The organism is Pseudooceanicola endophyticus, from assembly GCF_018760365.1.
GTDB classification, from domain to species: domain Bacteria; phylum Pseudomonadota; class Alphaproteobacteria; order Rhodobacterales; family Rhodobacteraceae; genus Pseudooceanicola; species Pseudooceanicola endophyticus.
In genome coordinates, this window is the sequence record NZ_JAHIAB010000004.1 from 175334 (window position 1) to 187541 (window position 12208).

The 12208-nt window shown below is 70.7% G+C and carries 9 protein-coding genes; 8 read left to right on the forward strand and 1 reads right to left on the reverse strand.

Annotated elements, in window-relative coordinates:
• Positions 1–27: 27 nt before the first annotated feature.
• The 4 genes from KM176_RS09165 to KM176_RS09180 are packed head-to-tail and all read left to right on the forward strand — an operon-like array spanning position 28 to position 6761.
• Positions 28–1035, forward strand: coding sequence for an AAA family ATPase (locus KM176_RS09165; RefSeq protein WP_160891091.1), 1008 nt, complete (start codon positions 28–30; stop codon positions 1033–1035).
• Positions 1032–1907 carry a DUF58 domain-containing protein gene (locus tag KM176_RS09170; RefSeq protein WP_160891090.1) on the forward strand — a complete coding sequence of 292 codons (876 nt, stop codon included), beginning with the start codon at positions 1032–1034 and terminating at the stop codon, positions 1905–1907. Before KM176_RS09165 ends, KM176_RS09170 begins: the two co-directional genes overlap by 4 nt.
• Entirely contained in the window at positions 1907–4693 is a 2787-nt protein-coding gene (locus KM176_RS09175) for a DUF4159 domain-containing protein (RefSeq protein WP_202397670.1), read from the forward strand. Before KM176_RS09170 ends, KM176_RS09175 begins: the two co-directional genes overlap by 1 nt.
• Before the next feature lie 16 nt (positions 4694–4709).
• Positions 4710–6761 carry a glutamine amidotransferase gene (locus KM176_RS09180; RefSeq protein ID WP_160891290.1) on the forward strand — a complete coding sequence of 684 codons (2052 nt, stop codon included), beginning with the start codon at positions 4710–4712 and terminating at the stop codon, positions 6759–6761.
• Positions 6762–6765: 4 nt separating this feature from the next.
• Here the strand turns inward: KM176_RS09180 and KM176_RS09185 are convergent, their stop codons facing one another.
• Positions 6766–7473, reverse strand: coding sequence for a DUF599 domain-containing protein (locus tag KM176_RS09185; protein WP_160891089.1), 708 nt, complete (start codon positions 7471–7473; stop codon positions 6766–6768).
• Positions 7474–7609: 136 nt separating this feature from the next.
• Here KM176_RS09185 and KM176_RS09190 point away from each other — a divergent pair, with 136 nt between their 5' ends.
• The 4 genes from KM176_RS09190 (at position 7610) to KM176_RS09205 (ending at position 12153) form a co-directional block, all read left to right on the forward strand.
• Positions 7610–9103 (forward strand): FAD-linked oxidase C-terminal domain-containing protein, encoded by a 1494-nt coding sequence (locus KM176_RS09190; protein ID WP_160891088.1) that lies wholly within the window; start codon positions 7610–7612, stop codon positions 9101–9103.
• Between the two features lie 2 nt (positions 9104–9105).
• On the forward strand, positions 9106–10230 hold the full coding sequence (locus KM176_RS09195) for an FAD-binding protein (protein WP_160891087.1): 1125 nt from the start codon (positions 9106–9108) through the stop codon (positions 10228–10230).
• Between the two features lie 12 nt (positions 10231–10242).
• Positions 10243–11562, forward strand: a complete 1320-nt coding sequence (gene glcF / locus KM176_RS09200; RefSeq protein WP_160891086.1) for a glycolate oxidase subunit GlcF — start codon at positions 10243–10245, stop codon at positions 11560–11562.
• 129 nt (positions 11563–11691) lie between these two features.
• Entirely contained in the window at positions 11692–12153 is a 462-nt protein-coding gene (locus KM176_RS09205; RefSeq protein WP_160891085.1) for an Hsp20 family protein, read from the forward strand.
• Positions 12154–12208 lie beyond the last annotated feature (55 nt).

Sequence of the window (12208 nt, forward strand, 5' to 3'; positions counted from 1 at the left end):
GCCTATAGTTCTGGCGGGAGGAATGCCATGGCCGAAGTGGATGACCTTGTTGGTGAAATCGAGGCGGTCGAGGAAAAGCTGGCGGCCGCCAAGGCCTCGATCACCCGGCGATTCGTCGGACAGGAGCAGGTCGTGGACCTGACGCTCTCGGCGCTCTTGTGCGGCGGACACGCCCTGCTGATCGGCCTGCCGGGCCTTGGCAAGACCCGCCTGGTCGAGACGCTTTCGACCGTCATGGGGCTGAATGGCAACCGCGTGCAGTTCACCCCCGACCTGATGCCGGCGGACATCCTGGGCTCCGAAGTGCTGGAGACCGCCGCCGATGGCACCCGCAGCTTCCGCTTCCTGCCCGGGCCGATCTTCTGCCAGCTTCTGATGGCGGACGAGATCAACCGCGCCAGCCCCCGCACCCAGTCGGCGCTGCTGCAGGCGATGCAGGAAAAGGTCGTGACGGTGGCGGGCGAGAACCGCCCCCTCGGCCAGCCGTTCCACGTTCTGGCAACTCAGAACCCGCTGGAGCAGGAGGGCACCTATCCGCTGCCCGAGGCGCAGCTGGACCGTTTCCTCGTGAAGATTGACGTGCAGTATCCCGACCGCGACACCGAACGCGCGATCCTGCTGGCGACCACCGGCGTGGCCGAGGAGGACGCCCATGCGGTCTTTACCGCAGAAGAGCTGATCGCGGCCCAGAAGCTACTGCGCCGGATGCCGGTGGGCGAATCGATTGTCGAGACGATCCTCGATCTGGTCCGCGCCTGCCGCCCCGAGGACCCGACCGCCCCCGAGCGTGTGCGCGAAACCGTCAGCTGGGGCCCCGGGCCGCGCGCCGCCCAGGCGCTGATGCTGACGGTGCGGGCGCGCGCCATGCTGCACGGACGCCTCGCGCCCTCGCCCGAGGACGTGGTGGCGATGGCCCAGCCGGTGCTGTCGCACCGCATGGGGCTGAACTTTGCCGCCCGCGCGCGCGGCGACAGCCTGAACGCCCTGATCGCCGAGATCGCCTCCGGCGCCTCGGGCATCGAGGCGGCGGCTTGAGGACCCCGGCCGCGCTGCGGCAGCGCGCCGAGGAGGAGGCGGCCAAGCTGCCGGCCCTTCTGGCCCGGGCCGAACAGCTGGCCGGATCCGTCCTGCTGGGCGAACACGGGCGCCGCCGCTCCGGCTATGGCGATGACTTCTGGCAGTACCGCCCGGTGCAGCCGGGCGATCCGCGCCGCTGGATCGACTGGCGCCGCTCGGCGCGCAGCGACGACAAGTTCGTGCGCGAACGTGAATGGCAGATCGCCCAAAGCGTCATGCTCTGGGTGGACCAGTCCGCGGCGATGCAGTTTTCCTCTTCCAAGGCCCTCTCCCACAAGGGCGACCGGGCCCGCAACATCGCTCTGGCCACGGCCATCCTGCTGATCAGGGGCGGTGAAAGGGTGGGGCTGACCGGCACGCTTCTGCCGCCGCGCCGGGGCCGCAACCAGGTGCTGCGGCTGGCGGAATTCTTTTCGGATCCCGCGCCCGAGGATTACGGGGTGCCCGAGCACCGCGCGATGATCCCGAATGCCCGGGCGCTGTTCCTGTCGGATTTCCTGGGCCCGATGGAAGAGCTGCGGGTGGCGATGACCAAGGCCGCCGATCGCGGCATCCGCGGCGTGCTGCTTCAGGTGCTGGACCCGGCGGAAGAGGCCTTTCCCTACCACGGTCGCACCATCTTCGAGAGTATCGGCGGCACGCTGGCCCATGAGACGCTGAAGGCCTCGGACCTGCGCGAGCGCTACCTGATGCGACTGGCCGAGCGCAAGGATGCGCTGCAGCAGCTGGCCCGGGCGACGGGCTGGCAATACGGGCTGCACCACACGGATGCCTCGGCGCAGTCGGCGCTGCTGTGGGTCTGGCAGGCGATGGACAGGGGGACGGTCTGATGATGCTGGGCGCGCTTGGATTTTCGGCTCCGTGGCTGTTGCTGGCGCTGGCGGCGCTGCCGGCGCTCTGGCTGATCCTGCGCGCCGTGCCGCCGGCCCCGGTGCGCCGGCGCTTTCCCGGGGTGGCTCTGCTGCTGGGCCTCAGGGATGACGAGGCGGTGTCGGACCGCACGCCCTGGTGGCTGCTGGCGCTGCGGATGCTGGCGGTGGGGGCGGCGATCCTGGGCCTGGCGGGGCCGGTGCTGAACCCCAAGGACCGCCCGGTGAGCCAGAGCGGCCCGCTGCTGATCCTGCTGGATGGCAGCTGGGCCTCGGCCCGGGACTGGCCGCAGAAATCCGAGGCCGTCGACCGCATCCTGGCCGAGGCCGACCGCGCCGGGCGCAGCGCGGCGGTGGTGCGGCTGAGCGACCCGCAGCCGCCGATCTTCCAGACGCCGGCCACCTGGCGCACCCGCCTGCCGGGGCTGGCGCCGCAACCCTGGGCGCCGGGCCCGGCGGACAGCCCCGCCATGGCGCGGTTCCTCGGCGATCTGAAGGACCTGCCCGGGGGCACCGAAACGCTCTGGGTGTCGGACGGGATCGACCGGCCCGGGCGGGCCGAGGTCCTGGCGGCGCTGCAGGCGAAGGGCCCGGTGCGGGTGCTTCAGGCGGGGCGCGACGTGCTGGCGCTGCGGCCCGTGGGCTTTGAGGACGGCGCGGTCCGGATCACGGCTCTGCGCGCAAGCCATGGGGGGGATCACCCCCTGACCATCAACATACAGGCCCATGGCCGCGATCCGGCGGGCACGCTGCGGGTGCTGGAACAGGCCCCGCTGACCTTCCAGCCCGGAGAGGACATGGCCCGGCTCGACATGACCCTGCCGTCCGAGATCCGCGGCCGGCTGACGCATTTCACGATCGCAGGCGAGCGTTCCGCCGGGGCGGTGGCGCTGACCGATGACGGGCTGCGCCGGCGCGAGGTGGCGCTGATCGCGGGCCGCGAGGACCGCGAGGGGCAGGAGCTGCTTTCGCCCACCCATTACCTTGAAAAGGCGTTGGAAACCAATGCCGACCTGCTGCATGGCGCGCTGACCGACGTGCTGCCGGCGAACCCAGATGTGGTGATCCTGGCGGATGTCGCGACGCTTTCTGAGGGCGAGGAAAAGGCCCTGCTGGCCTGGATCGACAAGGGCGGGATGCTGCTGCGCTTTGCCGGGCCGCGCCTGGCCGCCAGCCAGGTCTCGCGCGAGACGGAGGATCCGCTGATCCCGGTGCGCCTGCGCGAGGGCGGTCGCAATGTCGGCGGCGCGATGAGCTGGGGCGAACCCAAGACCCTGGCGCCCTTCCCGGAGGACAGCCCCTTCCACGGGCTGAGCGTGCCGCCCGATGTCACCGTCAGCTCTCAGGTCATGGCCCAGCCCGACCCCGACCTTGCCAGCCGCGTCATTGCCCGGCTGAGCGACGGCACGCCGCTGGTGACGCGCAAGCATGTCGGGCAGGGGCAGGTGGTGCTGTTCCATGTCACCGCCAATGCCGACTGGTCGAACCTGCCGCTTTCGGGGCTGTTCGTGCAGATGCTGGAGCGGCTCTCGGTCAGCTCGGCCACCGAACGGCCCAAGCCCGAAGAGCTGGAGGGCACCACCTGGCAGCCGATGCGGGTGCTGGATGCCAATGGCACGATCTCCAACGCCGGGACACTGCCGGGGGTGGAGGGGGCAAGCCTTGTCTCGGCCCCGCTGGGACCCGAACTGCGCCCGGGGCTCTATCATTCCGAGGATCGTTCGCTGGCGCGCAACGTGATGGACGCCGACAGTGTGATCACACCCGTCGCCTGGCCCGCCACGGTCACCGTCGAAGGGCTGAACGCCCCGCAGGAACGCGACCTGAGCGGCCTGCTGCTGAGCCTCGCGCTGCTGATGCTGCTGGGGGATATCCTGGCCTCCCTGCTGCTTTCGGGGCGGCTGCGTGGCGCCCGCGCGGCGGCGATGGGGCTGGTGCTGGTGCTGGCCACGGCGCTGGCGCCGCAGGCCCGCGCGCAGGAAGTCTCCGGTGACGACAGCTTTGCCATCGAGGCCACGCATGACACCGTGCTGGCCCATGTGATCACAGGCGACAAGCGGCTGGACGACCTGGCGCAGGCCGGGCTTCAGGGCCTTTCGGACGTGCTGTTCTTCCGCACCTCGGTCGAGCCGGGCACGCCGATGGCGGTGGATCTGGAAAAGGACGACCTGTCGCTGTTCCCGTTCCTCTACTGGCCGATCTCGGCGACCCAGCCGATCCCCTCGGACGTGGCCTATGAAAAGCTGAACCGCTATCTGCGCACCGGCGGGCTGATCCTGTTCGACACCCGCGATGCCGATATCGCGGGCTACGGCGCCTCCAGCCCCACCGGGCGGCGCCTGCAGGAGATCGCCCGGCCGCTCGATATTCCGCCGCTGGAGCCGATCCCGCAGGACCATGTGCTGACCCGCACCTTCTACCTGCTCCAGGACTTCCCCGGGCGCTACAACGGCGACATCTGGGTCGAGGCCGCGCCGCCGGATGCCCAGGCGGTCGAGGGGATGCCGTTCCGCAACCTCAACGACGGGGTGACGCCGGTGGTGATCGGCGGCAACGACTGGGCCTCGGCCTGGGCGGTGGATGGCAACGGCAATCCGATGGTGCCGCTGGGCTCGGGCTATGCCGGAGAGCGCCAGCGCGAGATCGCCTATCGTTTCGGGGTCAACCTGATCATGCATGTGCTGACCGGCAACTACAAATCCGACCAGGTCCACGTGCCGGCGCTGCTTGACCGGCTGGGACAGTGAGGGTGCGATGGATCTGATGGCAGGCAACATCCTTTTCGATCCGCTGGTGCCATGGGTGGTGCTGGCGGTGCTGGCCGTGCTGGTGGTGCTGGGCGTGGTGCTGGCGCTCTGGCGGGGGCTGGCGGGCTGGGCCTGGCGCGGGCTGGCGGGTCTGGTGATCCTCGCGGCGCTCTCGGGCCCCGCGCTGCGCCACGAGGACCGCACGCCGCTGACCGACATCGTGCTGCTGATCGAGGACCGCTCGGCCTCGCAGCGGCTGGGGGAGCGCGCCGCCCAGACCGAGGCCGCCGCCAATACCCTGGCCGAGCGCATCGCTGCCCGCCCCAACACCGAGGTCCGCCGCATCACCGTGGGCGACGGGCCGGGCGACAGCGGCACCCTGCTGATGAGCGCCCTGAACGAGGCCCTGGCCGAGGAGCCCCGGGCCCGCATCGCCGGGGCGATCCTGCTGTCGGACGGGCGGCTGCATGACCTCGACATGGCGCCCGACATGCCTGCGCCGCTGCACCTGCTGCTGAGCGGCACGCCGCAGGACTGGGACCGCCGGCTGGTGATCAAGAACGCCCCCGCTTTCGGCATCATCGACGAGAAGGTGACGCTGACCCTCAGGATCGAGGACAGCGGCGCGGTGCCGGCGGCGACGGCGGGCATGGCGCCGGTGTCGATCTCGGTCGACGGGGGCGATCCGGTGACGGTGCAGGCCGCCACGGGGCGCGATTTCGAGGTGCCGGTGACGCTGACCCACGGCGGGCGCAACGTGATCCAGTTCTCCACCCCGGGCGTTGCCGGAGAGCTGACGGAAAGGAACAACTCGGCCATCGTGCAGATGAACGGCGTGCGCGACCGCCTGCGGGTGCTTCTGGTCTCTGGAGAGCCGCATCCGGGCGGGCGCACCTGGCGCAACCTGCTGAAATCCGACAGTTCCGTCGATCTGGTGCATTTCACCATCCTGCGGCCCCCGGCCAAGCAGGACGGCGTGCCGGTGTCGGAACTGTCGCTGATCGCCTTCCCCACGCGGGAACTGTTCATGGACAAGATCGACGATTTCGACCTGATCATCTTCGATCGCTACAAGCGGCGTGGCATCCTGCCCGCGCTCTACCTCGACAATGTGCGCCAGTATGTCGAGAACGGCGGCGCGCTGCTGGTGGCGGCGGGGCCCGATTTCGCCTCGGCCGATTCGCTTTACCGTTCGCCGCTCAGCCAGATCCTGCCCGCCCGGCCCACGGCGCGGGTCTTCGAGCAGGGCTTCCGTCCGAAGGTCACCGATCTGGGCGAACGCCACCCGGTGACTGCCGGGCTGGAAAAGGCCTGGGACGGGCCATGGGGCCGCTGGATGCGCCAGGTCGAGGTGACGCCGGAACGCGGAGAGGTGGTGATGTCGGGCGTCGATGACAGCCCGCTGCTGGTGCTGGACCGAGAGGGCAAGGGGCGCGTGGCGCTGCTGGCTTCGGATCACGCCTGGCTCTGGCATCGCGGATTCGAGGGGGGCGGCCCGCAGCTTGAGCTGCTGCGCCGCCTTGCCCACTGGATGATGAAGGAGCCGGAGCTGGAGGAAGAGGCCCTGACCGCCGAGGCGGTGGGCCAGACCATGACGATCACCCGGCAGACCCTGGCAGAGACTGCCGATCCGGTGACGGTGACCAATCCCGATGGTTCTACCGCCCGGGTGGAGCTTCAGCAGGTCGCGCCCGGGCGCTTCCAGGCCAGCTACACCGGGCCGGAGATCGGGCTTTACCGGCTGACCTCGGGCGATCAGGCCACGGTGATCGGCCTCGGCCCCGCCGCGCCGAAGGAATTCGAGGAAACGATTGCCGATGGCACCGCGCTTGAGCCCGAGGTGGACGCCACCCGGGGCGGCATCATGCGGCTGTCGGACGGCGTGCCCCAGATCCGGGAGGCCCGCCCGGGCCGTCCTGCCGCCGGGCGCGGCTGGATCGGCCTGACCCCGCGCGATGCCTACGAGACGCGCAATGTCACGCAGCGCGCGCTGCTGCCGGCCTGGCTGGTGCTGCTGCTGGTGGCGGGTTGCATCCTGATGGGCTGGCTGCGCGAGGGGCGGCGCTGAGGGCTCAGACCTCGTCGCCCTCGCGTTGCAGCAGCAGTTCCCGCGACTGCGAGGCGAACTCGCGCCGCCACAGCATCAGGCAGGTGATCAGCGTCGTGGTCAGCAGGCCCCAGGGGCCCAGGAACCAGCCGGTCGCGGCCAGGGCGAAGTAGATCGCCCGCAGGCCGCGGTTGAAGCTGCGCGCGGCGAAGATGTTGATCTGCGCCGCCTTCAGCGCCCGGGGCAGGGTGCGCGGATCGGCGATGGTGTTCGGGATCGCCCCCATCAGCACGCCGCAGTAGCCGAACAGCCGGTTCGCCCAGACGAACTTCAGGAAGGCGTTGACCAGGAAGAAGGCGATCAGCATCAGCTTCACCTCCCAGGCGACCTCCGGAGAGCGCGAGACGCCCAGATCGCTGGCGACGCTGCGCAGCTGGCCGGAATTGCCCAGCAGCGCCAGCACCCCGCCGATGGCGATCATCGTCGAGGAGGCGAAGAAGGAGGAGTTGGCGCGCAGCGTGCTGAGGATCTGGGAATCGAAGATCCTCGGGTTGCGCTCGGCCATCATGCGCAGCCATTCGCGCCGGTACTCCGCCATCAGGTGGGAGACGGAGGGCCGCTTCGGGCTGGGATGCTCGATCCGCCAGCCGGTGAATCCCCAGAGCGCCAGCATCAGCAGGACCATGCCCATGTCGAGGCGCGAGAAATGCGAAATGAAATCGAGTGCCGTCATGGATCCTACTCTATGACGCGGAGCCCGGCGCTTGCCTACGGGAAAGTTTGGTTCTAAAAATTGACCAATCGAGGGGCCGCACCCGCGCAAGAGGAGGCGCGGGGGTGGCCGTCACCTCGGAAGGGAGGGGGAACTTATGGAGATGCCGGTTCCGGACCCGGCGGTGCTGGCGTGCCGTCCGCAGCTGGTGGCACGCCTGCGGGCCGTGCTGCCCGAGGCTGCGGTGATCGACGCGCCCTCCGAGACGCTGGCCTATGAATGCGACGCCTTCACGGCCTATCGCTGCGCGCCGCTCTGCGTGGTGCTACCGGGATCGAGCGAAGAGGTCTCGGCCTGCCTGAAAATCTGTCACGAGCTGGGCGTGCCGGTGGTGCCGCGCGGCGCCGGGACATCCCTTGCGGGGGGGGCGCTGCCGACGGCGGATTGCGTCGTGCTGGGGGTGGCGCGGATGACCCGGGTGCTTGAGGTCGATCTGGCCAACCGCTGCATCCGGGTCGAGACCGGGATCACCAACCTGGCGGTTTCGGCGGCGGTGGCGGACGCGGGGTTCTTCTATGCCCCCGATCCCTCCAGCCAGCTGGCCTGCGCCATTGCCGGCAATGTGGCGATGAATTCGGGCGGCGCGCATTGCCTGAAATACGGGGTGACGACGAACAACCTGCTGGGGGTGACCCTGGTGCTGATGGATGGCGAGGTGGTGCAGATCGGCGGCCCGGTGCCTGAGGCGCCGGGGCTGGACCTGCTGGGGGTGATCTGCGGATCGGAGGGGCAGCTGGGCGTGGTGACGGAGGCCTGGCTGCGCATCCTGCCGCGGCCCGAGGGCGCCCGCCCGGTGCTGATCGGCTATGCCGGTTCAGAGGTCGCGGGGGCCTGCGTGCGCGACATCATCGAGGCCGGCGTGCTGCCGGTGGCGATCGAGTTCATGGACGGTCCCTGCATCCGCGCCACCGATGCGTTTTCCGGGGCGGGCTATCCCGACTGCGAGGCGCTGCTGATCATCGAGGTGGAGGGCAGCCCCGCCGAGATCGACGAGCAGCTTGAGATCATCACCGCCATTGCCCGCCGCCACGACCCGGTGGAGCTGCGCGAGAGCCGCTCGGAGGCGGAAAGCGCGCGGATCTGGCTGGGCCGCAAGTCCGCCTTCGGGGCGATGGGGCAGATCAACGACTACATCTGCCTCGACGGGACGATCCCGGTCTCGGCCCTGCCGGAGGTGCTGGGCGGGATCGCGCGGCTGGCCGCAGAGGCGGGTCTGGAGGTGGCGAATGTCTTCCATGCCGGGGATGGCAACATGCATCCGCTGATCCTTTTCGATGCCAATGCCCCCGGAGAGCTGGCCCGGGCCGAGGCGCTGGGGGCGGAGATCCTGCTGCTGTGCGTGGCGGCGGGGGGCTGTCTGACCGGAGAGCACGGCGTCGGCGTCGAGAAGCGCGACCTGATGGACCGGCAGTTCGCGGGCGTGGATCTGGAGGCGCAGATGCAGGTGAAGGATGTCTTCGACCCGGGATGGCTGCTGAACCCGGCCAAGGTCTTTCCGCTGGGGCTGAGCGCGGGGCGGCGGGCCGGGGCAGGGGGCTCTGCCCCCATCGCGCCGGGGCGCGATTCCCCCGCCATATTTGGGGAAAGATGAAGATGCGACCCGAGAGCGAGGCGGAGCTGGCAGAGATGGTGGCGGGGGCGGGCGGTCCGTTGTGGCTGCGCGGCGGCGGCACCCAGGGGCCCTGCGGTGCGGGCGCGGTGCTGGAGACCTCCGGGCTGGCGGGGGTGCGGCTGTATGAGCCGGGGGCGCTGACGCTGGTGGTCGGGGCGGGCACGCCGCTGGCCGAGGTGGAGGCCTTGCTGGCGGCGCAGGGCCAGCGCCTGCCTTTCGAGCCGCGCGATGCCCGGGTGCTGTCCGGGGCCGCAGGGGCGGCGACCATCGGCGGCATCGTGGCGGCCAACCTGTCGGGGCCGCGGCGGGTACAGGCCGGGGCCTGCCGGGATTTCGTGCTGGGGCTGCGCCTGGTCGATGGCGCGGGCCGTATCCTGTCTGCCGGCGGGCGGGTGATGAAGAACGTCACCGGCTATGATCTGGCGAAGCTGGTGACCGGATCGCGCGGCACGCTGGGCGTGATCACCGAGGTCAGCCTGAAGGTGCTGGCCGCGCCCCGGGCCGAGGCCACGCTGATCGTCCGGGGGCAGGGGGCAGAGGCGGCCGTCGCGGATCTGTGTCGCGCCATGGGCCTGCCCTGGGAGGTCAGCGGTGCCGCCTGGCGCGAGGGGCCGGATGGCCCGGAACGGCTGCTGCGGATCGAGGGGCTGGCGGGCAGCGTCGCCTACCGGGCGGGCCGGCTGGCCGAGGCGCTGCCGGGGGATCCCCGGCTGGTCGAGGGCGCGCAGAGCGCCGCGCTCTGGCGCGGCATCCGCGACGTTGACGATCTGGCGGGCGGGCAGGATCCGGTCTGGCGGCTCTGCCTGAAGCCCACCGACGGGCCGGTGGTGCTGGCGGCGCTGCGGGCGGCGGGGCTGGAAGGGCGCGCGCTGCTGGACTGGAGCGGCGGGCTGGTCTGGCTTGCCGTGCCGGGCGATTCCCGGGCCGATCTGGTGCGAGCGGCCACCGCGCGGCTGGGCGGTCATGCCGAGCTGGTGCGCGCCCCCGAGGGCTGCACCGTGCCGCGCCTGCCGCCGCCCTCGGGGGCCGCCGGGCGGCTCTCTGCCGCGCTGCGGGCGCAGTTCGACCCGCGCGCCATCCTGAACCCCGGGCTGATGCCCGCCTGAGCGGAGACCGCCATGCAGACCCGTTTTACCCCCGAGCAGCTGGCCGATCCGGCCACCGCGCGCTCCAACCGCATCCTGCGCGCCTGCGTCCATTGCGGCTTCTGCACCGCGACCTGTCCGACCTACCAGGTGCTGGGAGACGAGCTGGACAGTCCGCGGGGGCGGATCTACCTGATCAAGGACATGCTGGAGAATGCCCGCACACCCGATGCCCGGACCGTGCGCCATGTCGATCGCTGCCTGTCCTGCCTTTCCTGCATGACCACCTGCCCCTCGGGGGTGGATTACATGCATCTGGTGGACCATGCCCGCGCCTATATCGAGCAGACCTACCGGCGCCCCTTCGCAGAGCGTGTGCTGCGCGCCCTGCTGGCGGCGGTGCTGCCCCATCCCGGGCGCTTCCGGCTGGCGCTGCGGGCCGCCCGGCTGGCCCGCCCCTTCGCCCGCACGATCCCAGAGCCGCGCCTGCGCGCCATGCTGGAGATGGCGCCGCGCCGCCTGCCGCGCCCCGCGTCGGGCCCGGTCCCGCGCGCCCCCGGAACGCCCCGGATGCGGGTCGCGCTGATGACCGGCTGCGCGCAGCAGGTCCTCTCGCCCGAGATCAACGCGGCCACGATCCGCCTGCTGACCCGGCTGGGCGCCGAGGTGGTCGTGCCCCCCGGGGCCGGTTGCTGCGGCGCGCTGACCCATCACATGGGGCGCAGCGCCGACAGCCATGCCAGCGCCGGGCGCAACATCCGTGCCTGGATGGCGGAACGGCGCGGCAAGGGGCTGGATGCGGTGGTGATCAACACGTCGGGCTGCGGCACCACGGTAAAGGATTACGGCCAGATGTTCCGCGACGATCCGCTGGCGCCGGAGGCGGCCGAGATCGCTTCCCTTGCCTGCGACGTGACCGAGCTGGTGGAACGCCTCGGCCTGCCCGAGGTCGCCGATCCGCCGGGCCGGGGCCTCCGGGTCGCCTATCATCCGGCCTGCTCGCTCCAGCATGGCCAGAGGATCCGCGACCTGCCGAAGGCCCTGCTGGCGCGGGCCGGCTACGCGGTCGTCCTGCCCGCAGAGGCCCATCTGTGCTGCGGCTCGGCGGGCACCTACAACCTGCTGCAACCAGAGATCTCGGGGCAGCTGCGCCGCCGCAAGGTCGCCGCGCTGGAGGTGCTGGACCCCCAGGTCATCGCCGCCGGAAACCTTGGCTGCATGATGCAGATCGGGGCGGGCACCGGCCTGCCGCTGGTCCATACCGTGCAGCTTCTGGACTGGGCGACGGGCGGTCCGCGCCCGCCCGCCCTCGGCCCGGCAGAGCAGGAAAAACCTGTCCCTGCGGCCCCTTGAAAGGCCCCGGGGCGATGCCCAGATGATCTGATACCGGGACGCCACTCATTCGGGTCCCGGATTTCCCGAGGCCCGTCCCCGCCGGAGGGCCGCACATCTTGCGTTATCGCTTCAAGAAGGATGACTGACATGCGTAATTTCGACTTTGCCCCGCTCTATCGCTCCAGCGTCGGTTTCGACCAGATCGCCAACATGCTGGACCGCGTCCTGACGAGCGAGGTAAGCCAGCCCAGCTACCCGCCCTACAACATCGAGAAGACCGCCGAGGATTCCTACCGGATCTCCATCGCCGTGGCCGGCTTCTGCGAGAATGAGCTTTCGGTCGAGGTGAAGGACAAGGCCCTCGTGGTCTCCGCCCGCAAGGCCGAGGACGAGACCCCCCGCACCTACCTGCATCGCGGCATCGCCACCCGCGCCTTCGAGCGCCGCTTCGCGCTCGCCGATCATGTCCGCGTGACCGGGGCCACCCATGCCGACGGCATGCTGCATATCGACCTGGTCCGAGAGGTCCCCGAGGCGCTGAAGCCCCGCCGGATCGAGATCGGCCGCCAGGCCTCCCAGCCCCGCACCATCGAGGCCACCGAGGTCTGAACCAGCCTTCCCGAAGGCAGGAATGCGGCGCGGCCCCTCCCGGGGTCGCGCCTTT